The organism is Vibrio sp. B1ASS3, from assembly GCF_905175355.1.
GTDB lineage: Bacteria > Pseudomonadota > Gammaproteobacteria > Enterobacterales > Vibrionaceae > Vibrio > Vibrio owensii.
In genome coordinates this window covers 3,363,488-3,387,992 of the sequence record NZ_HG992742.1, presented here as the reverse complement: position 1 = coordinate 3,387,992, position 24,505 = coordinate 3,363,488, and the positions used below count along the sequence as shown (strand labels likewise).

Here is a 24,505-nt window from a genome sequence, read left to right as displayed (position 1 = left end):
ATCTTCGAAGAGAAACAAAAAGAGCCTGCGTTGGGCAGGCTCTTGGTTTATCCAGACATTGATAATGAATCGGTTAGCAAGCGAAGGTATTCATTATGCAGTTTCTGATGCTGTTTGCGGTTTCTCTTCGTCAGCCAGTTCTGTCTCGCCTTTGCCTTTAGAAATCTTGATAACGTAACCTGCTGCCGCTAGTGCGAATAGAACGCCCGCGATAGTCGAGATTTGCATTGGCAGACCGAAACCTAGTGTGCTGTTGTTTAGAATGAAAGTCACACATACGGTTGTCATGAATACGGCTGGTACTGTCGTAATCCAGTGCAGCTTGTTGTGGCGTAGTAGGTAAGCCGACGCAGTCCAAAGCATCATTACTGCTGTTGTTTGGTTTGCGAAGCCGAAGTAGCGCCAGATGATACCGAAGTCTACTTGAGTCAGGATGCCGCCGATAACGAATAGTGGTACAGCCATTAGAAGACGGTTACGCAGTGTTTTCTGTTCCATACCGAAGTATTCAGCAAGAATCAGGCGGCTTGAGCGGAATGCGGTGTCACCTGATGTGATTGGCAGAATAACAACACCAAGGAAAGCAATCACACCACCGAATACACCTAGCAGACCAAATGATGCGCTGTATACCACGTTACCAGGACCACCGTTTTTCACAGCTTCTGCAAGACCGTCAAGTGTACCGAAGAAAGACAGAGCAATAGCACACCAGATAAGCGCGATAACGCCTTCACCAATCATTGCACCGTAGAATACGAAGCGACCGTTCTTCTCGTTTTCCATACAACGCGCCATCAGTGGCGACTGAGTTGCGTGGAAGCCAGAGATAGCACCACATGCGATAGTGATAAATAGTGCAGGCCATAGAGGCATATCGTTCGGGTTCAAGTTAGTGAACATATCGCTTACTTGGAAGTCGCCCATTACTGTGTGCTCGCTAGAGAACGCAACTGCAGTCATTAGACCCACAGACATGAAGATCAGTAGTGCGCCGAACAATGGGTAGAAACGACCGATGATTTTATCTACAGGAACAATTGTCGCGATGATGTAGTAAGCGAAAATCAACACAACCATGGTTGTCATGCTAACGCTAAAGCTGGTTTGGTCGTTGATTAGGTTTGTGATCATACCTGCTGGTGCTGATACGAATACCACACCAACGAGAAGCAATAGGACAATGGCAAAGATGTTCATAAAGTGTTTTGCGCCATTACCTAGGTAGCGACCCGTAATTGTTGGTACTGATGCACCACCGTTACGAACAGAAAGCATGCCTGAGAAGTAATCGTGTACCGCACCTGCGAAGATACAACCTACAACAATCCACAGCATTGCAGCAGGGCCATATAGCGCACCCATGATTGGACCGAAGATTGGGCCAACACCAGCGATGTTAAGTAGCTGAACAAGGTAAACACGTTTGGTTGACATTGGAACGTAGTCAACACCGTCCGTTTTAGTATGGGCAGGCGTTTGGCGATTCTCATTGATACCGAAAACTTTCTCAACGAAAGCACCGTAGATGAAGTATCCGCCGATGAGGGCTGCGACACAGGTTAGAAACCACATCATAGCAATTGTCCTTGGTTTGTTAGGTAGGGTAATTTTTTAAGCTCAGGATGTATGGTATTCATCTCTTTTGTTAAGTGCATTCGCTCTAAGGATGAGTGGTCGAATAGAGAAGCGAGTGGTCGATATAACGGTTAAGTGGTTTTATCGTTTGCCTAGTGGTCGTACTTAGGGCTGAGTGGTTCTATTAACTATTAAGCGGTGGTTATTAAGGGTGAGCGGCGAGCTCAAGAGTTAAGTGGTGAAATCAACAGATAAGCGGCAAAGCACAGGCTTTAGTGGTAAGCTTGTTTTGAAAACAATTAGTTAAGGAAGAATGATGAAAAAGGCAACGTTAGGCTTGGCGCTGGCTTTACTAGCAGGGTGTGCGGCAACAACGGAAGAACTGGCGCAGTCCGGAGGTTGGTACCAGATCGGTTATCAAGATGGTGTCGCTGGGCATACCTCGCGTACCATGAAAGAACTTCGCTCGTTAGGAAATGTAAAGCAAGGCGATTATGACCAAGGTTACCTTGAAGGGGTAACGGAATATTGTAATCCTGATTTTGCTTACCAAATGGGCTTGTCTGGTCAGTATTATGAAGGTGTATGTGAGGGAACGCCTGGGGCACAAAAATTCCGTATGGAATGGCAACGTGGCTGGAACGAATACAGCAACTAGATCTGTTTCATAATCAAGACTGTGGTTTTGCTTGTTGATCTTCTGACATTTGAATTTTATTGCTTTGCTGTACTTATGGCTTGAGATTCAATCAGAAGTGAAATGAAAACATGAAGAAGTATTTTTTGGTCGCATTAGCATTGTTGCCCTTAACGGTCGGTGCGACCAACGTGTTGAAAGAGTCGATTAAGATGAAGCGTAAATACGATCACGATAAGCATCGTATTACCAATACCATCAACAATACCAAGCGTAATATTAAAGAAGTCACTGACGGTACTTATGTCGAGAACCAAGTGAAGCGAGAAGTAAACCAAACCACTCGCAAGTACACCAATAAAGTAGAGAACGTTAAGAACATAACGAATCCTGATCACATCAAACGTAAAGCAAATGACAAGCTTAACCAAGAGTTTGATGAATGGTTGTATGAAGACTAAATCTTGATATCTAAAACAAAAAAGAGACCACGAGGTCTCCTTTTTGTTTGTCTTGTATCTACAGGTTTGAGTTGCCGGACTCAAGATTTATTTCGGCTGGTGGTTTTCCACTGCTTTGCGTAAGAAGCCGTCTTGGTGGTGCAGGTGAGCACGAGCCGATTCAATGTCAAGATCGGTCAGGATCATTAAGATCGCCAGTTTAACCTCATAATCCGTCTGCTTAAGCACTGCGGTTGCTTGTTCTTTGCTGCAATCGGTCGCTTGCATCACAATTCGCGCAGCGCGTGCGACGAGCTTGTTGTTGGTTGCTTTCACATCAACCATCAGGTTTTGATAGCTCTTGCCCAAACGGATCATGCTTGCGGTTGTTAGCATGTTTAGCACCAGTTTCTGCGCGGTACCTGATTTCAAACGTGTTGAGCCAGTCAATGCTTCAGGGCCTACAACAGGGCTAATTGCGACGTCGGCAATGTCGGCGATTGGAGAATCTGGATTACAAGATAGCGCAATCGTGGTTGCACCGATCTCGTTGGCGTACTCCAAACCACCAATGACATAAGGTGTTCGGCCACTTGCAGCGATGCCCACGACCACATCGAGATTTGTGAACTTGATATCCTTTAAGTCTTGCTCACCCAAAACCGGCGAATCTTCCGCACCTTCTTTCGCTTTTAGAATCGCCTCTGGGCCACCCGCAATCAGACCAACCACCATCTTGTCTGATACGCCAAATGTTGGCGGACATTCCGATGCATCAAGCACACCTAAACGGCCACTGGTGCCTGCGCCCATGTAAACCAGACGACCGCCGACTTTAAACGCGTCGGTGATCTTATCCACCGCGAGTGCGATTTCGGGTAAAACCTTCTCAACCGCAAGTGGTACGAGCTTATCTTGCTGATTAAGTCGCTGAACAATGTCCAGAGAGGGCAGTAAATCGATGTCCATCGTATCTGGGTTACGACCTTCCGATACTAGGTGGGCAAGAGCAGCAATAAGCGCGTCATTTGTCATAGTGGTTTAAGCCTTTTGAATACTGATTTCGATTTATTTTTTTGCTGTGGCTTGCACAACGTATTTAGTTTTTAGGATAGAGCACACCCAGCGAAGCAAGACGGCTCGCACCGGTCACTTCAGGTAAGTTGCTTGGCAGCCCGTCAATATGTCGCTGAGCAAGCCAAGCAAACGCCATGGCTTCCATATAATCGCCATCGACACCTTTATCATCCGTTGTTGCGACTTGCCACTGCGGCAGAAGTTCCGCTAAACGTTGCATCAGTAGGGGGTTTCTCGCCCCACCTCCACACACCAACAGCTGTGGCTGCTGGCCATACGTGAATTTCTCCACTTCGTTTGCAATGGTCTTCGCCGAGTATTCACACAGCGTGCGTTGTACATCTTGTGCTGAGATATTGTGGTCAGCTAACTGATGATGCAGCCAATCGATATTGAACAGCTCTCGGCCAGTGCTCTTAGGCGACGACATCGCGAGGTAAGGTTCTGCTAAGAGTTGAGTTAGTAGTGCTGCATCGGTGTTACCTTGCAGAGCAAATCGCGCGTTTTTGTCGAAGCCTTGTCCGGTGTGTTGTTCACACCATGCATCCATCAACATGTTGCCCGGGCCCGTATCGTAGCCGATCACTGCTTGCTCAGGATGCAGTACCGAGATATTGGCAATTCCACCGATGTTAAGCACCACGGTGGTGGAATCTTGCATGGCAAAAATACTCTTATGGAAAGCCGGGACGAGCGGTGCACCTTGGCCACCTAACGCCATGTCTTTACGACGAAAATCTGCCACGGTATCAATGCCAGTTTTGACTGCAATGATGTTGGCATCACCCAGTTGGGTGGTGAAGGGCAGATCGCCTGTTGGCTGGTGGAACACGGTTTGACCATGATTGCCAATGGCTCGGATTTGCTCAGCGGAATAGCCGGATTTATCCAGTAGCTGTAAAACCGCATCGGCAAACAGATGGCCAAGTTGATGGTCGATCTCACCAATGGCTTTTAGATTCGTGTCTTGCCCAGTGCAAACCGACAAAAGCGTCTGCTTAATATGAGCGGGCATTGGGTAATCATCGTGTGCTAGTAAGCGAACACGGTTATCTTCAATTTCAACCAGTGCGGTATCGACACCGTCCATACTGGTTCCAGACATCACACCGACATACAGTTTGTTAAGATTCACAGCCAATTCCGTCAATTCTTCGATTCACTTATTGTAAAGCAATTCTGAAGCGAATAACCTCATCGAATACGAGATATTCAGCCGATTTTGAGGAGAAAAAATGGGACCGTTATGGGTTGATGTTGCAGGCTATGAACTGACTGCAGAAGACAGAGAAATTTTGGAGCATCCAACGGTTGGTGGTTTGATTTTATTTACGCGTAACTACCACGATAGCAAGCAGCTTCAAGCTCTTACCCAATCTATCCGCAAAGCGGCGAAACGTCCGATTTTGATTGGTGTTGACCAAGAAGGCGGGCGCGTTCAGCGTTTCCGTGAAGGCTTTTCTCTGATTCCTGCGGCAGACGAATACGCCAAACACCAAAACAGTGAAGAGCTGGCTCGCTTGGGCGGTTGGTTGATGGCTGCTGAGTTGATTGCTCATGACATCGACCTAAGCTTCGCACCAGTTCTGGATAAAGGCCACCAGTGTAAAGCGATTGGCAGCCGTGCCTTTGGTGAGGATCTGGACACCATTTTACGTCACAGCACCGCGTATATGCAGGGCATGAAGAGTGTCGGTATGGCAACAACAGGTAAGCACTTCCCGGGTCATGGTGGTGTGATTGCTGATTCACACTTAGAGACACCGTACGATGAGCGTAGCGATATCTTTGAGCAAGACATGGCTATCTTCAAAGCGCAAATCGATGCAGGCATCTTAGACGCGATGATGCCTGCTCACGTCATTTTCCCAAATTATGATGATCAGCCTGCTAGTGGCTCTGAGTATTGGCTTAAACAAATCCTGCGCCAGCAACTTGGTTTTAACGGTTTGATCTTCTCTGATGATTTGACCATGGAGGGAGCTGCGATCATGGGTGGCCCTGCTCAGCGTGGCGCACAAGCACTAAACGCTGGCTGCGATATGTTGCTGGTTTGCAACAAGCGCGATGCGCAAGTTGAGGTGCTTGATAATCTACCAATCACTTCTGTTCCTCGAGCTGATGCCTTGTTGAAGAAGCAAAGCTTTTCTCTAAGCGAGCTAAAACTTTCGCAAGAGTGGAAAGACGCCTCTGAAGCTATGAAGCGATTGGTCGGGTAGCCATCTCACCCCTGAATAATGGTTCGTTCAGGGGGAGACGTAAACTTTCTAAAACATCCATTTAAAGCCGAAGTGCTCTGCATTTCGGCTTTTTCTTTAGGTGTAAATATAAATTTACACCAAATGTTTTTTATTGTGTACGGTTGTAATTCTTTTTTAGCCTGTTATCTTGTCGATAAAGCTTAGTTGTCTCACCAAGGAATTGGTTGGGTGTAAACATAAATATACAGGTCAAAGTTATGCAAAGAAGTGAATTGAGCAACATCAACATCAGCGAAGAACAAGTTCTGATCACGCCAGAGGAGCTAAAAGTGAAGCTTCCTCTAAGTGAAAAAGCACGTCGTTTTATTCAAGAGTCTCGTCAAACCATCGCTGACATCATTCACAAAAAAGATCATCGTCTACTCGTTGTATGTGGACCATGTTCTATCCATGACGTAGAAGCCGCGAAGGATTACGCTAAGTGTCTCAAAGCGCTTTCTGAACAACTAAGCGACCAACTGTATATTGTAATGCGTGTTTACTTTGAGAAGCCTCGAACCACAGTTGGTTGGAAAGGCCTAATCAATGACCCACACCTAGACGGCAGCTTCGACATTGAACATGGTCTGCATGTTGGTCGTGAATTGCTGGTTGAATTGGCAGAGATGGAAATCCCACTGGCAACAGAAGCTCTTGACCCAATCAGCCCGCAATACCTTGCGGATACCTTTAGCTGGGCAGCGATCGGTGCTCGTACGACTGAGTCACAAACACACCGTGAGATGGCAAGTGGTCTTTCTATGCCAATCGGCTTTAAGAATGGTACGGATGGTAGCTTGGCTACTGCTGTTAACGCGATGCAAGCGGCTTCTTCTAGCCACCGTTTCATGGGTATTAACCGTGAAGGCCAAGTAGCGCTTCTGACTACGCAAGGTAACCCGAATGGTCACGTGATTCTGCGTGGCGGCAAGCAAACTAACTACGATTCAGTGTCTGTTAACGAGTGTGAGCAAGAGATGGCGAAGTCTGGTCTTGACGCTTCACTTATGGTGGATTGTAGCCATGCAAACTCACGTAAAGATTACCGTCGTCAGCCATTGGTTGCCGAAGACGTGATTCATCAAATCCGTGAAGGCAATAAGTCGATTATAGGCTTGATGATTGAGAGCCATATCAATGAAGGTAACCAATCTTCTGACCTAGCTCTTGAAGAGATGAAATACGGCGTATCTATCACTGACGCATGTATCAATTGGGATTCAACTGAGGCACTATTACGTCATGCACACGAAGAGCTGGTGCCTTTCTTAGAGAATCGTCTAAAAGGCTAACAACACGGGATTTAAGGAACATCAATGGCAGTTGAACTTAACGCATTACGCGATCAGATTGATGCAGTCGACAAGCAAATGCTAGAGCTACTTGCTCAGCGTTTAGCGCTAGTAGAGAAAGTGGGTGAAGTAAAAAGCGAACACGGTTTGCCAATTTATGCCCCAGATCGTGAAGCCGCAATGCTGGCATCACGACGAGCTGAAGCTGAAAAAATGGGGATTCCTCCACAGCTGATTGAAGACATTCTTCGTCGAACAATGCGTGAGTCTTATGCCAGCGAGAAAGATTCCGGATTTAAGTGTTTGAACCCAGAACTGCGCTCAGTGGTCATTATTGGTGGTAATGGTCAATTAGGTGGCCTGTTTGGTCGAATGTTCAAACTATCTGGTTACCAAGTTAAAGTACTGGGCAGCAAAGACTGGGATCATGCCGATGACATCCTAAAAGATGCGGGGTTAGTGGTAGTTACAGTGCCGATTCACCTAACAGAAGGTGTGATTGAAAAGCTCGGGAACCTGCCACAAGATTGCATTCTTTGTGACCTGACTTCTATTAAGTCTAAGCCGCTGCAAGCTATGTTGAATGTGCACCAAGGTCCGGTTGTTGGTTTGCACCCAATGTTTGGTCCAGATGTTCCGAGCCTAGCGAAGCAGGTGATTGTCTACTGTGACGGTCGTGGTAATGAGCAATACCAATGGCTATTGCAACAGTTTGGAATTTGGGGCGCAAGCTTGTGCCAAATCGATGCGCAAGAGCACGATCATGGCATGACTTTGATTCAGGCGCTGCGCCACTTCACTTCTTTCGCTTACGGTATGCACCTAAGCAAAGAGAACCCGAACATTGAACAACTATTAAAGCTGAGCTCGCCGATTTACCGTTTGGAGCTAGCGATGGTAGGGCGTCTGTTTGGTCAAGACCCAAATCTATACGGTGACATCATTCTTTCATCACAAGAAAACATCGACATGATTAAGCGTTTCCACCAACGCTTTGGTGAAGCTTTGTCTGTTTTAGACAGTAAAGACAAGGCTGAATTTGTCGAAAGCTTCGAACAAGTGAGTGACTGGTTTGGTGATTACTCGCAGCAATTCATGAACGAAAGTCAGAACTTGCTTAAACAGGCTAATGACAATATCCATCGTGGATAAGAACAGATTTTGAATGTAAAAAGAGCAGCTTATTCGCTGCTCTTTTTTATTCGTATGTTTCGTGATGATCAGTTGGTTGATGTGGCACTGTTATCTTCACTCGATACTGTGCTGATGCTGGTATCACGATAAGGTGAGTTAGTAAGGTTGATTTGCAGGCGAACCACGTTATCAATCAACTGAACCAACGGACCCCACTTTACCTTCTTCTCTTTCTCGAACGCGTAGTTAAAGTTCTCTGGCGTCCAATCCATCAAGTATTGTGGGTTCAAGGCTCGGCCTAAGAAGCGCACTTCATAGTGCAGGTGCGGACCAGTTGAGTTACCAGAGTTACCACATTTCGCAATCACATCGCCTTTGCTGACGAACTCTCCGCTCTTCACGCTAAACTTGCTCAAGTGAGCAAAGGAGCTAGAAAAACCAAATGAGTGACGCAGCGTGAGGTAGTTACCATACCCACGGTTACCCGGACGTACCGTTTCTACCACACCGTCTGCCGGCGCAAGGATCTGTTCTCCACGCTTACACGTTAGGTCTATCCCTGTATGAACATGACGTTTGCCCGTGATTGGATTGACACGACTGCCAAAAGGAGAGGAGATACGTTGATAAGTCATTGGGCTGTCGTTTGGAATCAAACGGAACATGGTCGCACGAACTGCAGAATCGATTGCCGCAGCATCAATACGTTCCTCTAGTGCGTGTTCATCGGTGCTCAGCTCTTCATCTGCTAAACCCAACACAGACTCAACATCAAATACACGCTTGCCTAGCAATTGAATCTGGTTGTTTTTATCGGTTAAGGACTGAGAAAGAGAGTGGTTGGTATCTAACTGCTCTTCGTACAACACGGAGATTTCAGCTTTCTCGCTCTCTAGCTTTGCGATGGTTTGATTGAGTGCTTGTGTGTCATGAATCTGCTTTTGATGCAGGTACCAAGCACCACCAACAACAGCGGGTAGTGCAACGACTGACGCACAGATAGCTAGGATCGAAAGGCGACCCAAATGAAATTGCTGATTCCCGTCTTTAGTCGGGATCTGCATGATGATTTTTTTAGACATGGTTATTGTTACTAAAGTAGGCGTTCAATTTATTCTTCCCCTAAATCTGAAAGATGCTCTAACTCTCGATTCAGAAGCTCATTATTGCCTACATTCAATTCTATAAATCGTTTTAGTTGGCTAATACTATCGATGTCTATGTTGTTGATCTTTAGCCTAATCTCGTTATCTATAATCGATATGATGTTGGCGGTTAGCTGCATCACTTGCTCAGATTGAGCAAACGAGAACGCAACATCTACTTTACGTGACGGTTCAAGTGAACTTGCATTTTCAGCTTTTAACAACAAGCCATGTAATGAGAGATCTTGAATCGTGGCTTGTAATGCCAAGTCACCTTGTTCCAATAAAGCTGAAACTTGATAGATAATGCGTGAAAAGCGTCGTCTCTCCGTCATAGAGCTTTCTCATTAAGTCGTCAAATCAGTCGAAGACTATATCAAACAGAACAAAAACTGTTCAATTTTTGTTCTTAAAATATCGAGCTAGCACAGAGTTACGATTGCTAAAGGTCAAGCTCTTAATTGAAAAAATGCCAATTTGAGCCATTTATGCAACACATACAACAAAGGCCGCTATGATAGCGACCTTTGTACGAATTACAAGCAAAGGTGAGCGTAAGGTGATATACCGCACACTCACCTTATAACCGAAATTACTTCGATACGCGCTTGTATTTGATGCGGTGTGGTTCAGCTGCTTCAGGACCAAGGGTCTTCTTCAGCCATTCCATGTACTCGTTGTAGTTACCTTCGTAGAAGTTAACTTGGCCTTCATCGCGGTAGTCGATGATGTGCGTTGCAATACGGTCTAGGAACCAACGGTCGTGCGAGATAACCATTGCACAGCCAGGGAACTCTAGTAGTGCTTCTTCTAGTGCACGTAGTGTTTCAACGTCAAGGTCGTTGGTTGGCTCATCGAGTAGCAGTACGTTACCGCCAGCTTTAAGCAGCTTAGCAAGGTGCACACGGTTACGCTCACCACCAGAAAGCTCGCCGATAACTTTCTGTTGATCAGAGCCTTTAAAGTTAAAGCGAGAACAGTAAGCACGAGCTGGGATTTCGAAGTTGTTGATCTTGATGATGTCAGCGCCTTCAGAAATCTCTTGGAATACCGTGTTCTTGTCGTTCATTGAGTCACGGAACTGCTCAACAGACGCCAATTTCACTGTCTCACCTAGCTCAATCGTACCTGAGTCTGGTTGCTCAGTGCCGCTCAGCATCTTGAATAGAGTCGATTTACCTGCACCGTTAGCACCGATGATACCCACGATTGCACCCTTAGGCATGCTGAACGATAGGTCATCGATAAGAACACGACCGTCGAATGACTTAGTCAGGTTGTTCACTTCGATAACTTTATCACCTAGACGCTCACCAGGCGGGATGAACAGCTCGTTGGTTTCGTTACGTTTTTGGTGGTCAGTGTTTTGTAGCTCTTCAAAGCGCGCCATACGTGCTTTAGATTTCGCCTGACGACCTTTAGGGTTTTGGCGAACCCACTCAAGTTCTTTCTCGATGGTCTTTTGACGAGCTTTTTCTTGCGACGCTTCTTGTTGTAGACGCGCATCTTTTTGCTCTAGCCAAGACGTGTAGTTACCTTCCCATGGAATACCTTCACCACGGTCAAGTTCTAGAATCCAACCCGCTGCGTTATCTAGGAAGTAACGGTCGTGGGTAATCGCAACTACAGTACCAGTGTAATCAACTAGGAAGCGTTCTAGCCATGCAACAGACTCAGCATCCAAGTGGTTGGTTGGTTCGTCGAGTAGCAGCATGTCTGGCTTTTCAAGAAGAAGACGACAGATAGCCACACGGCGACGCTCACCACCTGATAGATGTTGGATTTTTTGATCCCATTCAGGAAGACGAAGTGCATCTGCCGCACGCTCTAGCGCGTTGTCTAGGTTGTGACCATCTTTCGCTTGGATTAGCGCTTCTAGTTCACCCTGTTCTTTTGCTAGTGCATCAAAATCGGCATCTGGTTCTGCATACGCAGCGTATACCGCATCCAAGCGCTTAAGTGCGCCAGCAACATCTGCAACGGCTTCTTCAACGATTTCACGAACGGTCTTAGACTCGTCCAGAACAGGTTCCTGTGGTAGGTAACCTACGTTTAGTCCCGGTTGTGGGCGTGCTTCACCATCGATATCAGTATCGATACCCGCCATGATACGTAGCAGCGTAGATTTACCTGCACCGTTCAGACCTAGAACACCGATTTTTGCACCTGGGAAGAAGCTTAGAGAGATGTCTTTAAGAATTTGACGCTTAGGTGGCACAATTTTGCTCACCCGCGACATGGTATATACGTATTCAGCCATTGCCGATCGTTCCTAAATTAACTGTCATTCAAAGGCTCTATTTTATACCAACTCCTTGAGTTTTGTTACCGGATTGCAAGAAATTAGCATCTTGTGTGATTTCTTCTTCATCGCTGACCGGAAACTCCCAACTTTAGGGTATACACTTTTCTTGTTCACCTTTAATTCAAATACCCACTCTTCATCGGGATGGATGAATTGTCGGGAATCTATTTGCTTTGAAGGGTTCTAAAGTTTTACGAGTACAACATTTATTACATCAAGTCGCTTTACAATAAGAACTTAATACGGTGTAAATAGATGCATATGCTTTATGACTTACCGCGCCTTGTATTCACCAGTGGTAAGAAGTGAAGCGATAAACGTCTGGGGAAAATGACGCACATGAGATTCAACGTATCTGAATTGGCTAAAAGAGTATGCTACGCAGCCGCTTTATGTGCGGTAAGCGTGTCAGCAAACGCTGCGCTGAGCCTTGAAAAACAGCGCCAAGTCTATGAGCAAGCTCAGGATTTATTAGATAAGAACGACATTGATGGTTACTTATCTATCCGTTCTAAAATCGCCGACTATCCACTGACACCTTATGTGGATTACCGGGTGTTTCTGAGGCAATTATCGAGTAAGTCTCCACAACAGGTAGACGAATTTATTAATGACCACGAGGCTTTTCCATTCTCACGTCGAATTCGCGCCCCTTACTTAGATAACCTTTATCGTCAGAAAGATTGGAAAACCATTACCGAGTTCCAAAAAGTGGAGCCAAGTGGTGAGCGTTACCAGTGTATTTTTTATGTCGCTCAATTAGAGCAGGGTAAACAAGTTGCAGCCTTTAAAGGCGCAGAGCACATGTGGCTGCGCGGCAAAAGCATCGCCGACGAGTGTGACCCATTGTTCTCTGCGTGGGACAAAGCGGGTGAGCGCACCGATGAGCTGATTCTTCAGCGTATGCTGCTGGCGTTTGATGCTCGTAATGGTGGCTTAATGAGTTACCTGCAAAAACTGCCAGAATCAGCCAAAGCGAAGCAGCAAGCTAAAGCAATGAAAGCGCTGTTTGATAAACCAGAAACGGTCGCTTCATTTGCTAAGAAACAACCTGCTAATGACTTCAATCGCGCGCAGAGTGAGTATGCGTTAGAGAAGTTGGCTCGTAAAAATACCAAGCAAGCGCAAGATGCGTATGCTGCAGTTGTGAAAGGTCAAAAGTTCTCCCCTGAGAAAGCGCAAGCTCTGGCTGACTACATTGCGATCCGTTTGATTCGTACTGAGTCGGACTCATTAGCAAATTGGCGTGATGATAAAACGAAGTCGAGTAAGAATTTACCCTTGATTGAAAGCCGCATTCGTTTGTCGATCCAAAACGGCGATTGGAAAGGCGTACAGAAGTGGATTGCGGTTTTAAATGACAAGGAACAGGCAACGCTTCGGTGGCAATACTGGCTAGGTCGTAGTGAAATCGCTTTAGGTGATGCTACTGCGGGCAAGCAACGTTTGTCGAAATTGGTCGGTCAACGTAACTTTTACAGCGTTGCTGCGGCCAATGCGATTGGTCAGTCAATTAAGTACCCATCAAGTTCGGTTAAGTTAGACAAGAAAGCAGTTCAGCCATATCAGAAATCTTTGGCACGTATTGAAGAGCTTATCGCGACCGACAAAATTGCCGCAGCGAAGAGTGAATGGACCCATTTGCTTCGTCGTGTGAGTAAAGAAGAGAAAACGCAACTTGCCGCTTATGCCGCTTCTAAGCGTTGGCACAACCTCACCGTGATTGCGAGTATTCAGGCGGAAATGTGGGATAACATCCCATTGCGTTTCCCGGTGGCGCATCGCTGGTGGTTTAACTTCTACGCTGAGAAACACAACATCGACCCGATTACGATGATGTCCCTAGCTCGACAAGAAAGTGCGTTGGATTCGGAGGCGCGTTCGCCTGTAGGTGCTCGTGGCTTAATGCAAATTATGCCTGCGACGGCTAAGTACACGGCGAACAAGTACAAGCTCAAGTATCAAGGTACGCAAGACCTGTACAACGTGGGTAAGAACATCGAGATTGGTAGCCACTACTTACAAGGTTTGATGGAGGATTACGATAATAATCGTATTTTCGCGCTCGCTGCTTATAATGCAGGACCTAACCGAGTAAAAATGTGGCGAGATCGAACACAAGGAAAAGTCGACGCTTATTCCTTTATTGAAGCAATTTCATTTAAAGAGACGCGTGGTTATGTACAGAACATTTTGATGTTTGAAACTTACTACCGCGACCTTTTAGGTGTAGATGGTTCGTTCTTGACCCCAAATGAGATCAATACCAAGTATTGAGTGAGGTAACTTGATGTCACACGAACCTGAGTACAAAGACTGGCAACAGATTGTCGAACTGATCCGTTCTAGCGTGGATAACCAGCAACACGAGATGTTGTTGACCATGTTAATGACGCCGGATGAAAGAGAATCGCTCACCGCACGCGTCAACATTCTAAATGAGTTGCTCAAAGGTGAGCTGTCGCAGCGTCAAATCAGTCAAATGCTTGGAGTGGGTATTGCTACCATCACTCGTGGTTCGAATGAGTTAAAGTCGAAATCTGATGCGGACAAAGACAAACTCAAGACATTGCTAGAGCAGGGGGCTCAATAATCTTTGAGTTGAACTCTCTGAGTTACAGGCAGCAAAAAGGGCGGAATCTCCGCCCTTTTTAATGTGTGCTATCGCTGCTATGAGATTTAAAGCTCGTAATAAGCTCCGTGCAGCTATAGATTAGCTGGGAAATGTTCTGGGTTGGTAAAAGGAATCAACGCCAGAATCAATGCTTGATGATAGACCGAACTGCGCGTCAGTTGGTTTTGAGTCAGTAGACCAATTGCGCCACCTTTCTGTTTGATGTTGTCGGTACCAAATACCTCATCCATCACATCGCCAAGCTCATTGGCATGTTCAAGTTTTTGTAGTACTTCTGGTGGTAGCATCAAGCTGGCAGAGCGAGACTCCCCACGATGCGTGTCAGACTCGATCACCATCCAAGCAAATGTTACTTTGCCTTCAATTCCTGCCTCTAAGCCAACATAGAAATCCGCATTTGGCATTTCTGCTTTGGCGTTACGAACTCGGTTCAATGCGCCAAGATGCGTTTCATCGTTAGACATCGGTTGGTCTGCCACTTCACTTGGAACACTGACGCCAACAAACTCAAAACTTTGCTCTGAGAAAGCGCTTTGAAAGGCGCTCTCTACAGCTTTAATTTTTGCTGGGTTCAGGGACGCGATAACGACTTTTTGGGTTGCCATGATCTTTTTACCTACCATGTTCTTTTTACTTAAAATAGCCCCTTAGCTCAGTTTTACTTGAGTGGGTTTTACATTCTCGCTTGGGTAACAACCTAACACTTTCAAGTGCTTAGTGATTTTGGTTAGCTCATCAATCGCTTGCTGCATCTCGCTAGAACCTAGGTGAGATTCAAGGTCTACGTAGAACATCTCTTCCCATGGGTTACCCATAATTGGACGCGATTCTAGCTTGGTCATGTTGATGTCGTAACGCTGAAGCACCAAGAGTGTCTGAACCAGAGAGCCAGCTTGTTGCGACGTTGACATGATCAATGTGGTCTTCGCAGGAATCTGCGTCGATACTTCTACAGGTTTACGTGCGACAACGATAAAGCGAGTGTGGTTTTCTGTTTGGTTTGCGATGTTGCCTTGAATGGCTTGTAAGCCGTAAAGTTTACCGCTTGAAGCATTACCAATTGCCGCAACGTCATCACGGTTAAGCTCTTGTACCTTTTGCATTGCATCTGCAGTACTTGCGCAGGACTCTAGCTTCACGCCTTTCATACGGCTTAAGAACTCGCTGCATTGCTGGTGTGGTTGCGGATGTGAGTAAAGTGTTTTGATGTTCTCAAGACGAATGTCTTTGGTTGCGACGAGGCAGTGCTCAATTGGTTGAGTCAGTTCACCAACAATATACAGCGTTGTGTGTTGCAGTAGGTCGTAAACTTCGTTGATCGAGCCAGAGCTAGTGTTTTCAATTGGAAGTACGCCGTAGTCTGCATGGCCAGATTCCACCGTCTGAGTCACTTCTTTGAAGTGTTCGCAGTTGAGTTCAATCAGTTCTGTATTCTTACGGCTGAAGTATTCACGACTCGCAAGATGAGAGTACGAGCCTTTTGCACCAAGGAAAGCAACGCGAGCAAGAGGCTTGCGACTTTGCTGTGGATTAACCAGGTTCTGCAAGTAGCTTTGTTGAAGAAGAACAGAATCTTCAATGATGGTATGGAAAAGTTTGGTGATGTACTGAGCGTCGAGTTCGTATTTATCACGGCCGTTGGTGATCAGTTTTACTAGAAGTTGTTGTTCACGGACTGCATCACGAACAGGTTTCGACGTTTGAACTTTGCTTTTAGCGACTTCAATACTGAGCTTGCGGCGTTCTGACAACAGGCTTAGCAGCTCGTCATCCAGCTCATTCAAACGTAAACGAATTTCTTCCAGGGAAATAGGTTGGTCAGTCATCAATTCTTTCCTTATAAAAAAAGCCCCCCGATTTGGGAGGCTTTCTGTTTGTTTTTGACTTTTCTTTCACAAACGAGTTAGCCCCTCCAACTATGGAAGGAAAAAGAAGTCAAAAAGAAACAGGTTTGTTGAATGCATAAATAGTGCTTAATTTGTGAGTGTTTAAACACAATAAGCAAGCAGGCGGGGAGCGTCAAGCAAAAAAATAGCGCCTTTCGGCGCTACTTCCTCAATCTGGACGGTTTACTCTTCTTCTTCCACTAGCTCAGGCTTATTCGCACGTCGAGCTTCAGGTTTGTGGGTCAGCTTATTCAGTTGTCGTTCTAGTTTTTGCTCCACTTCATTGATAGCTGCGTAAAGATCTTCGTGAGTTGCTGAGGCGATTAGCTGGCCTTTAGGAACTTTAATAACGGCTTCGAATTTCTTCTGTTTGTTTGGTTCCTCACTGAAAGTTGCTTGGCATCCAATGATGTCTACTTGCCATTTCTCCAGCTTTTTAAATTTGCTCTCAATATGAGCACGGATTGCAGAGGTGATTTCGATGTTTTTACCAGTGATGTTCATTGTCATAAATGTTTTTCCTCTGTTTCATCCCTCATGGGTTGAATTCAGATTACCGCTTTGAGGATAAAAGAATGTGATCTTGATCACTATTTTGAGCGGCTTTTTGGAGATGGAAAATGAATGTGATCTCACTCAAGAACTGCTGAGATTTATGTGAAAATTGCTTGTTATCGGATTCGAAATCATTAGATTGGATAGAGTACTGAGCTGAAAACTAACCCGTTTTTAGGGGAGTTATACGGCCTGTAATTCTAGTTAGTTAAAAATTAACCAGAACAAAGATGTGAATCAGATCACTCTTAAAGTGCACAGTAAGTTAGATTCAAAAACGCCGCTTAATTCGTTGAGCGGCGTTTTTGGTTTTCTATTTAGAGTTTCTATGCTTATGGGGTTTGACTGACTCTTCTCAGCGGCGTCATAAAAACGGGATCGTCTGGAACAAGTAAAACGTTATCCAGCGTTTTCGCGAGATCAAGGCTCTCTAGCTGCTTGTAGATCACGTAGTAGCGATTCACATTGGTCACATATCTTACGGTTTCCCCCAAACTCCTGCGCGTCACCACTTCAACGTTGTTAAACCAAACATTGGGATCGTAGCCTTGCTGAGCCGCGCGCTTACGCATTCTTTCAACGTTTCCTGGCCCGGCATTATATGCCGCAAGTGTTAGGTAGAGTTTGTTCTCTTTGCTGATTGCCTCATCACTGAAGTAGTAGCGGCGCAGGAACGCCATGTATTTCACGCCTGCATGAACATTGTTTTCCAAGTTACGAATGTTTTTTATGTTTACGTTCGGGTCACTCGCAGTACTTGGTAAGATTTGCATGATACCGACAGCGCCACGGCTAGACGCTAAGTTGTTATCGAACCCCGACTCTTGATAAGCCACTGCAGCGATCAGCAGATAATCAAAGTCGTATTTCTCCCCATATTTAGAAAACAGAGCAGAGAGCTTTTCAAGCTGAGCAATCTTTTTCGGGTTCAATGCCTTGTTCAACCAATTGGTGTTGTCGATGTATTTCCCGTAAATGACGTTCCCAAGTAAGGTGCCAGATTTGGCTGTGCGAATGAATTTGTTCACCACTTTCATTAGCTCAGGGCTGTCGTGACGCATTGCCCAGGCGATCTCACCACCTTTGCGGATTGGGATTTTGGTATGAGCACGGATATCGTCCATAAATCTCATCCACAACTTGGCTTTGTGGCTATCAAGAACGATGGCTTTGACATAGCCATTGTTGAGCATTCCTACCAGTTCGTAGTCTTGTAGTGTTTCTTCTATGAAATGCACAACAACAGGTGGTAAGCCTTTCTTATTAAGTTGTTTGTTTAAGGCTTGAATGCTCTCGAAGTAACTTGAACTGGCACGTACCCATATTTCCTTGCCGCTTAGCTGATCAAGCTTGGTCATCACTGGTGTTTTCTTATTGGTGATTACCCATTCTTCAATGCCAGTGATGGCAGGATCACTAAAATCAACCAACTTCTTACGTGCGTCGGTAATGGTGAGATTCGCAACAACCAAATCTCCTAACCCTTGCTCAAGGGAGGGAAGCAGCTCATCACGAGATACAGGAATGATTTGAATATTGATCTTAGGTTTGAGTTTGCGTAAATCTCTCTCAAAATGCGCAAGCAACTCGGCGCCAATCCCTTTTGGTTCTCCTCCCTCTATGTAATAGAAACCCAAATCGGCAGATACCAATACGCGCAAGACGTTTTTCTCTTTGATGACATCGAGATCGCCCGTGTAAGGCGGCTGTCTAAGAGGAGATAGCTCGAGAGCAAAACTCGACGCGGAGAGTAGGATCAACAGTCCCGTCCATAACTTTGATAGTGTCACGTTCACATCCATGTTGATGGTGAAGGAGAACTTTAAGCATATGTGTCGCTTAAAAAATCATCAAGGAAGTGAATGTGATAACGAGAAAGGATAAAACAAAAATTAATGCGGAATAAAACAAAACCGCCACAGCTTGGGACTGTGACGGCTTAAGATTAGTTAACTGGGTTGAGCTTTATCAGCTCTTCAGTTCTGGCAACTGAATCATCCAGTTTCAACTGCTTGTAAGCTTCTAGCTGAATCTCAAGTGACTTACGAGCGGCTTCTGTATCAGGAAATGCTTTTTGCAGTTCTTGTGCACGGTTGATTGCTGCAATCCATGCTTCACGACGTAAGTAGAAGTCTGCGGTTGCAAGATCGTAGTCAGCAAGACGGTTCTTCAATGCCACCATGCGTTTTTGCGAGTCTTCCGCATAAGGGCTATTCGGGTAACGATCGAGCAGCTTTTTGAAATCATCAAATGCTTTCTTCACTGGCTCTGGGTCACGGTCACTACGGTCTACGTTGAACAGGTCATGCATGAAGTTACGGTCTTGTGCCATGTGGCTCAAACCACGCATGTATAAAACCCAGTCCATTTTTTCGTGAGTTGGGTTCAAACGCATAAAGCGAGAGATCGTTGCCAGACCTAATGCTAGATCATCGTTTTTGTAGTACGCGTAGATAAGGTCAAGTTGTACCTGCTCAGAGTAGGCACCAAACGGGTAACGCGAATCCAAAGCTTCTAATTTCTCGATGGCAGAAAGCCAGTTACCGCTTTGCAGAGAAGTTTGAGCGTCTGCATACAGTTCAGAAGGTGGCACATCAGGAACGATTTCTTCTTTGCTTGCACAGCCAAACAGAAGGGATACCGCTAAAAGGCCTGTTAAAGTCTGATGTTTCATATCAGGAGTCTGTTCCTTGAATCTAAATATTTCTTAAGCTGCCGTTACTTTCTTTCCAGTAACAGATACAATGACGTAATAGTCTATTTTTCCACAGTCGTGAGCATTAGTCTCACAGTTTTTAAAAAAGTTCGATATGGCTCAGCAGATTGTTTTAACCAACACCGTAAAAGATAGCCAATTAGGTCAACGTTTAGACCAAGCTATCGCCGAATTATTCGCGGACTTCTCTCGCTCTCGCTTGAAAGAGTGGTTGCTTGCAGGGAAAGTACAAGTGAATGGTGAAGTTGTCACTAAACCTCGCACCAAAGTAATGGGTGGCGAGGAAATTACCTTGCAAGCCGAGCTGGAAGATGAAGAACGCTGGGAAGCACAAGATATCCCTCTCGATATCGTCTACGAAGATGAAGACATCATCGTAATCAACAAGCCTCGTGATTTTGTAGTACACCCAGGTGCGGGTACGCCAGATGGCACTGTACTAAATGCACTGTTGCATCATTACCCAGACATCGCCGAAGTACCTCGCGCAGGTATTGTGCATCGTCTAGATAAAGATACAACAGGTCTAATGGTGGTAGCGAAAACCGTACCAGCACAAACTCGTCTAGTACGCGCTCTGCAAAAACGTAACATCACTCGTGAGTATGAAGCGATTGCAATCGGTCGTATGACGGCGGGCGGTAAAGTAGATAAACCAATTGGTCGTCACTCTACTAAACGTACGCTAATGGCGGTTGCCCCAATGGGTAAACATGCTGTTACTCACTACCGTGTGGCAGAACATTTCCGTGAGCATACACGTATTCGCTTGCGTCTAGAAACGGGCCGTACACACCAAATCCGTGTACACATGTCTTACCTACAGCATCCACTATTAGGTGATACTGCTTACGGTGGTCGTGCTCGTATCCCAACTGGCGCATCACAAGAGCTAACGGAAATGATCCGTGGCTTTGACCGCCAAGCTCTGCACGCGGTAATGCTTCGTTTTGAACACCCTGTTACTGGTGAAGAGCTAGAGTTCCACGCTCCTGTACCTGACGACATGGTAGAAATGACAGAAGCGCTGCGTAAAGATACAGAAGAGTTCGGTCTACCTGACGAGTTCTAATATGAAGACAATTATTCCTAACTGGCCAGCACCAAAAAACGTAAAAGCCTTCGCCTCTACCAGAGTCGATGGCTTTTCGACGACGCCTTACCAAGGGCTAAATTTGGGTGCGCATGTTGGGGATGACTTGTCTATCGTAGAAAAGAACCGTGACTGGTTGGCGCAACAAGCAAAGATGCCTAGTGCGCCAATCTGGTTGAACCAAACCCATTCTACAGTGGTAGCTCAAGCAAGCGCTCCTACAAAGCAAGTACTGGATGCGGATGGTGTGTTTACCTCTTCAAGTCAGGTTGTTTGTTCGGCCATGACAGCGGATTGTTTGCCTGTTCTACTAACCAACACGCAAGGTACCCAAGTAGCAGCTGTTCATGCTGGTTGGCGCGGCTTGGCAAATGGTATCGTTGAAAATGCACTAGAGTTGTTTTCTGGTGAAGTAATGGCGTGGCTTGGTCCTGCAATTGGCCCCCAAGCATTTGAAGTCGGTGAAGATGTTCTGCAAGCCTTTGTGGATTTTGATTCACAAGCTCATCAAGCCTTTACTCCTCGTGATATTGAAGGGAAGTGGCTGGCGGATATGTCTAAGCTTGCAACTCAACGTCTCAACAAACTTGGTGTCACTCAAGTATTTGACTCCGGCCTGTGTACTTTCCAAGATAAAAATGACTTTTATTCCTACCGCCGTGATGGTGTGACAGGTCGACAAGCTACTTTTATTTGGATTGAGGACTGATCACTACTGCGCAAAAGTGTTGAGATGCATAGCTTCATTTTTGCAAAGCTATCTTTATTAATTCACTCCCTTGAAATTCCCTCTCTGCGTATCCATCTTTCTAACTGTCAAAAGAATTTCCTTAAGTTGAGGTTAGGAAGAAAGATATGCGTCTTGATAGATTCACAAGTAAGTTTCAAATCGCTATCTCTGATGCTCAGTCACTAGCGTTAGGGCGCGATCATCAATATATCGAACCAGTGCACCTAATGGTGGCATTGCTTGATCAGAACGGTAGCCCAATTCGTCCACTACTAACCATGTTAGATGTCGACGTAACTCATCTACGCTCTAAATTGAGCGAAATGTTAGACCGACTGCCTAAAGTCAGTGGCATCGGCGGTGATGTTCAGCTGTCTAGCTCTATGGGGACACTTTTCAATTTGTGCGATAAAGTGGCTCAAAAGCGTCAGGACTCCTACATCTCTTCCGAAGTCTTTTTGCTTGCAGCATTAGAAGACCGTGGCCCACTTGGTCAGCTACTAAAAGAGATGGGCTTGACCGAGCAAAAAGTTAGCCAAGCGATCGAAAAGATCAGAGGTGGTCAAAAGGTTAATGACCCGAACGCGGAAGAGCTACGCCAAGCATTGGAAAAGTTCACCATAGACCTTACCGAACGTGCAGAGCAGGGTAAGTTGGATCCGGTTATCGGCCGTGATGATGAAATCCGCCGCACCATCCAAGTATTGCAGCGCCGTACTAAAAACAACCCTGTGATCATTGGTGAACCAGGTGTGGGTAAAACCGCTATCGTAGAAGGTTTGGCTCAGCGCATCATCAATAATGAAGTACCAGAGGGGCTACGTGGCCGCCGCGTGCTTTCGTTAGATATGGGCGCACTTGTTGCTGGTGCAAAATACCGTGGTGAATTTGAAGAGCGTTTGAAGTCGGTATTGAATGAACTAGCCAAAGAAGAAGGCAACGTCATTCTGTTTATTGATGAGCTTCATACCATGGTTGGCGCAGGTAAGGGCGAAGGCTCAATGGATGCCGGCAACATGCTAAAACCAGCATTGGCTCGTGGTGAGCTCCACTGTGTAGGCGCCACTACATTGGATGAATACCGCCAATATATAGAGAAAGATGCGGCACTTGAGCGTCGTTTCCAAAAAGTGCTGGTGGATGAACCAACAGTTGAAGACACGATTGCTATTCTTCGTGGTTTGAAAGAGCGTTATGAGCTTCACCACCATGTAGAGATTACCGACCCAGCGATTGTGGCAGCCGCAAGTTTGTCGCATCGCTATGTTTCGGATCGTCAGTTGCCTGATAAAGCGATCGACCTTATTGATGAAGCCGCTTCTAGCATTCGTCTACAGATCGACTCTAAGCCAGAATCGCTCGATAAACTCGAACGTAAAATCATCCAGCTTAAGATCGAACAGCAAGCACTGAGTAACGAGCATGATGAAGCAAGTGAAAAACGCTTGGATGTGCTTAACGACGAGTTGAACGAGAAAGAACGTGAATATGCAGAGCTAGAAGAAGTGTGGAATGCAGAAAAAGCAGCACTATCTGGCACTCAACATATTAAAAGTGAGTTAGAGCAAGCCCGAATGGATATGGATTTTGCACGCCGAGCCGGTGATCTAAACCGCATGTCGGAGCTGCAATATGGCCGTATTCCTGAGCTTGAAAAACAGCTCGATCTTGCTACTCAAGCTGAAATGCAAGAGATGACGCTGCTGCGTAACAAGGTGACGGACAATGAGATCGCAGAGGTACTCTCTAAGCAAACGGGTATCCCCGTTTCTAAAATGCTCGAAGCCGAAAAAGAAAAACTGCTTCGCATGGAAGAGGTTCTGCACAAACGCGTGATTGGTCAGGCGGAAGCGGTTGAAGTGGTATCAAATGCAATCCGTCGTAGCCGAGCAGGATTATCCGATCCAAACAAACCGATTGGTTCCTTCTTATTCTTAGGTCCAACAGGTGTGGGTAAAACGGAATTGTGTAAGACGCTCGCGAGCTTTATGTTCGATAGCGAAGACGCAATGGTACGCATTGACATGTCAGAGTTCATGGAGAAACATTCTGTGGCAAGACTAGTTGGCGCGCCTCCGGGTTACGTTGGTTATGAAGAGGGCGGTTATCTAACAGAAGCAGTTCGTCGTAAACCTTATTCTGTCATCCTATTAGATGAAGTAGAGAAGGCACATCCAGATGTGTTCAATATTCTGCTGCAAGTATTGGATGATGGCCGGCTAACAGATGGTCAGGGCAGAACGGTTGATTTCCGTAATACTGTAGTGATCATGACATCGAACTTAGGTTCAGCTCGCATCCAAGAGAACTTTGCTACTCTGGATTACCAAGGTATTAAGAATGAAGTGATGGATGTGGTCAGTAAACACTTCCGCCCAGAATTTTTAAACCGTGTTGATGAAAGCGTGGTCTTCCATCCTCTTGGTCAAGAGCACATTAAGTCGATTGCTTCTATTCAGCTAGCGCGTCTAGCGAAACGCCTAGAAGAAAAAGGTTATCAGTTAGAGGTGTCCGAGAAAGCACTCGATTTAATTGCTCAAGTTGGTTTCGATCCTGTCTATGGTGCGCGTCCTTTAAAACGTGCCATTCAACAAAATGTCGAAAACCCACTAGCGAAATCAATCTTAGCCGGCCAAATATTGCCAGATAAGAAAGTACAGCTGATTGTGAACAATGACCAAATTATCGCTCACCAGTAATTTCACTAATGCAGTGAAAAGTGAGACGAAGTTCAAGTTTTAGGGGGCAGTAGTCCCCTTTTTGATGCACTTTTATCGGTTTTTGATTGTTTTCTATACGAACGAACCAAAAGGATAAGTTTTTTTGAAAAATAGGGTTGTGTTCCTAAACGAACTCCCTATAATGCGCCTCCGTTGTCACGGGAAAGCAAACAAAGCGAAGCCGAGATAACGAGGTCAGTGAGTTAGAAAGTAACTCACAGAGAAATAACTTAAAAAAGTGTTTGACACGATAAGTTATCTCGCTAAAATGGCCGTCCACTTTGAAGAGAACTTCAGAGTGTGCTCTTTAAAAATAAGAACC

The 24,505-nt window shown here is 45.7% G+C and carries 21 protein-coding genes and 1 other annotated feature; of the genes, 10 read left to right on the top strand and 11 right to left on the bottom strand.

All coding sequences use genetic code 11. From position 1 onward, the window contains the following. Positions 1 to 93: 93 nt before the first annotated feature. The gene (locus tag KJB05_RS15350; protein WP_005425329.1) at positions 94 to 1,578 is read right to left on the bottom strand and encodes a carbon starvation protein A; all 1,485 of its coding nucleotides are present in this window, start codon (positions 1,576 to 1,578) and stop codon (positions 94 to 96) included. 316 nt (positions 1,579 to 1,894) lie between these two features. Here KJB05_RS15350 and KJB05_RS15345 point away from each other — a divergent pair, with 316 nt between their 5' ends. Continuing rightward, positions 1,895 to 2,236 (top strand): DUF2799 domain-containing protein, encoded by a 342-nt coding sequence (locus KJB05_RS15345; protein WP_208445591.1) that lies wholly within the window; start codon positions 1,895 to 1,897, stop codon positions 2,234 to 2,236. A 110-nt stretch (positions 2,237 to 2,346) separates the two neighbouring features. Further along, positions 2,347 to 2,676, top strand: coding sequence for a hypothetical protein (locus KJB05_RS15340; protein ID WP_005440588.1), 330 nt, complete (start codon positions 2,347 to 2,349; stop codon positions 2,674 to 2,676). A gap of 87 nt (positions 2,677 to 2,763) precedes the next feature. On the opposite strand, the gene murQ is transcribed toward KJB05_RS15340, so the two are convergent. Both murQ and KJB05_RS15330 read right to left on the bottom strand, forming a co-directional pair. Continuing rightward, a complete protein-coding gene (gene murQ, locus KJB05_RS15335) occupies positions 2,764 to 3,690 on the bottom strand; it encodes an N-acetylmuramic acid 6-phosphate etherase (protein ID WP_208445590.1) in 927 nt (308 codons plus the stop codon). Between the two features lie 64 nt (positions 3,691 to 3,754). Next, on the bottom strand, positions 3,755 to 4,867 hold the full coding sequence (locus KJB05_RS15330) for an anhydro-N-acetylmuramic acid kinase (RefSeq protein ID WP_208445589.1): 1,113 nt from the start codon (positions 4,865 to 4,867) through the stop codon (positions 3,755 to 3,757). A gap of 100 nt (positions 4,868 to 4,967) precedes the next feature. Between KJB05_RS15330 and nagZ the strand changes: the two genes are divergently transcribed. From nagZ to tyrA, 3 genes are all read left to right on the top strand, one after another. Further along, positions 4,968 to 5,951, top strand: coding sequence for a beta-N-acetylhexosaminidase (nagZ, locus tag KJB05_RS15325; RefSeq protein ID WP_009707685.1), 984 nt, complete (start codon positions 4,968 to 4,970; stop codon positions 5,949 to 5,951). A gap of 239 nt (positions 5,952 to 6,190) precedes the next feature. Next, entirely contained in the window at positions 6,191 to 7,264 is a 1,074-nt protein-coding gene (locus tag KJB05_RS15320) for a 3-deoxy-7-phosphoheptulonate synthase (protein WP_208445588.1), read from the top strand. Positions 7,265 to 7,288: 24 nt separating this feature from the next. Next, positions 7,289 to 8,416, top strand: a complete 1,128-nt coding sequence (gene tyrA, locus KJB05_RS15315) for a bifunctional chorismate mutase/prephenate dehydrogenase (protein WP_045482341.1) — start codon at positions 7,289 to 7,291, stop codon at positions 8,414 to 8,416. 68 nt (positions 8,417 to 8,484) lie between these two features. On the opposite strand, the gene KJB05_RS15310 is transcribed toward tyrA, so the two are convergent. The 3 genes from KJB05_RS15310 to ettA form a co-directional block, all read right to left on the bottom strand. Continuing rightward, the gene (locus KJB05_RS15310; RefSeq protein WP_009707683.1) at positions 8,485 to 9,480 is read right to left on the bottom strand and encodes a M23 family metallopeptidase; all 996 of its coding nucleotides are present in this window, start codon (positions 9,478 to 9,480) and stop codon (positions 8,485 to 8,487) included. A gap of 29 nt (positions 9,481 to 9,509) precedes the next feature. Further along, complete coding sequence (locus tag KJB05_RS15305; protein WP_009707682.1) at positions 9,510 to 9,878, bottom strand: PilZ domain-containing protein; 369 nt, start codon at positions 9,876 to 9,878, stop codon at positions 9,510 to 9,512. A 257-nt stretch (positions 9,879 to 10,135) separates the two neighbouring features. After that, the gene (ettA, locus tag KJB05_RS15300; RefSeq protein WP_005425335.1) at positions 10,136 to 11,803 is read right to left on the bottom strand and encodes an energy-dependent translational throttle protein EttA; all 1,668 of its coding nucleotides are present in this window, start codon (positions 11,801 to 11,803) and stop codon (positions 10,136 to 10,138) included. A 375-nt stretch (positions 11,804 to 12,178) separates the two neighbouring features. Between ettA and KJB05_RS15295 the strand changes: the two genes are divergently transcribed. Continuing rightward, the gene (locus tag KJB05_RS15295) at positions 12,179 to 14,125 is read left to right on the top strand and encodes a transglycosylase SLT domain-containing protein (RefSeq protein ID WP_208445587.1); all 1,947 of its coding nucleotides are present in this window, start codon (positions 12,179 to 12,181) and stop codon (positions 14,123 to 14,125) included. Between the two features lie 13 nt (positions 14,126 to 14,138). Continuing rightward, positions 14,139 to 14,441, top strand: a complete 303-nt coding sequence (trpR, locus tag KJB05_RS15290; RefSeq protein WP_005440603.1) for a trp operon repressor — start codon at positions 14,139 to 14,141, stop codon at positions 14,439 to 14,441. Positions 14,442 to 14,554: 113 nt separating this feature from the next. On the opposite strand, the gene yjjX is transcribed toward trpR, so the two are convergent. From yjjX to KJB05_RS15265, 5 genes are all read right to left on the bottom strand, one after another. Next, complete coding sequence (gene yjjX / locus KJB05_RS15285) at positions 14,555 to 15,088, bottom strand: inosine/xanthosine triphosphatase (RefSeq protein ID WP_009707680.1); 534 nt, start codon at positions 15,086 to 15,088, stop codon at positions 14,555 to 14,557. Between the two features lie 42 nt (positions 15,089 to 15,130). Next, positions 15,131 to 16,309 (bottom strand): prephenate dehydratase, encoded by a 1,179-nt coding sequence (gene pheA, locus KJB05_RS15280; RefSeq protein WP_009707679.1) that lies wholly within the window; start codon positions 16,307 to 16,309, stop codon positions 15,131 to 15,133. Positions 16,310 to 16,322: 13 nt separating this feature from the next. Next, positions 16,323 to 16,444, bottom strand: a sequence feature (Phe leader region). A gap of 108 nt (positions 16,445 to 16,552) precedes the next feature. After that, complete coding sequence (gene raiA / locus KJB05_RS15275) at positions 16,553 to 16,879, bottom strand: ribosome-associated translation inhibitor RaiA (RefSeq protein ID WP_005447957.1); 327 nt, start codon at positions 16,877 to 16,879, stop codon at positions 16,553 to 16,555. A gap of 377 nt (positions 16,880 to 17,256) precedes the next feature. Beyond that, positions 17,257 to 18,726 (bottom strand): lytic transglycosylase F, encoded by a 1,470-nt coding sequence (locus tag KJB05_RS15270; protein WP_208445586.1) that lies wholly within the window; start codon positions 18,724 to 18,726, stop codon positions 17,257 to 17,259. Positions 18,727 to 18,869: 143 nt separating this feature from the next. Then, positions 18,870 to 19,598, bottom strand: coding sequence for an outer membrane protein assembly factor BamD (locus tag KJB05_RS15265; RefSeq protein WP_009707676.1), 729 nt, complete (start codon positions 19,596 to 19,598; stop codon positions 18,870 to 18,872). Positions 19,599 to 19,734: 136 nt separating this feature from the next. Between KJB05_RS15265 and rluD the strand changes: the two genes are divergently transcribed. The 3 genes from rluD (at position 19,735) to clpB (ending at position 24,162) form a co-directional block, all read left to right on the top strand. After that, positions 19,735 to 20,712, top strand: a complete 978-nt coding sequence (gene rluD, locus KJB05_RS15260) for a 23S rRNA pseudouridine(1911/1915/1917) synthase RluD (RefSeq protein WP_005440614.1) — start codon at positions 19,735 to 19,737, stop codon at positions 20,710 to 20,712. 1 nt (position 20,713) lies between these two features. Further along, positions 20,714 to 21,442, top strand: coding sequence for a peptidoglycan editing factor PgeF (gene pgeF / locus KJB05_RS15255; protein WP_122068167.1), 729 nt, complete (start codon positions 20,714 to 20,716; stop codon positions 21,440 to 21,442). 146 nt (positions 21,443 to 21,588) lie between these two features. Further along, positions 21,589 to 24,162 carry an ATP-dependent chaperone ClpB gene (gene clpB, locus KJB05_RS15250; protein WP_041057786.1) on the top strand — a complete coding sequence of 858 codons (2,574 nt, stop codon included), beginning with the start codon at positions 21,589 to 21,591 and terminating at the stop codon, positions 24,160 to 24,162. The last annotated feature ends 343 nt before the right edge of the window (positions 24,163 to 24,505 follow it).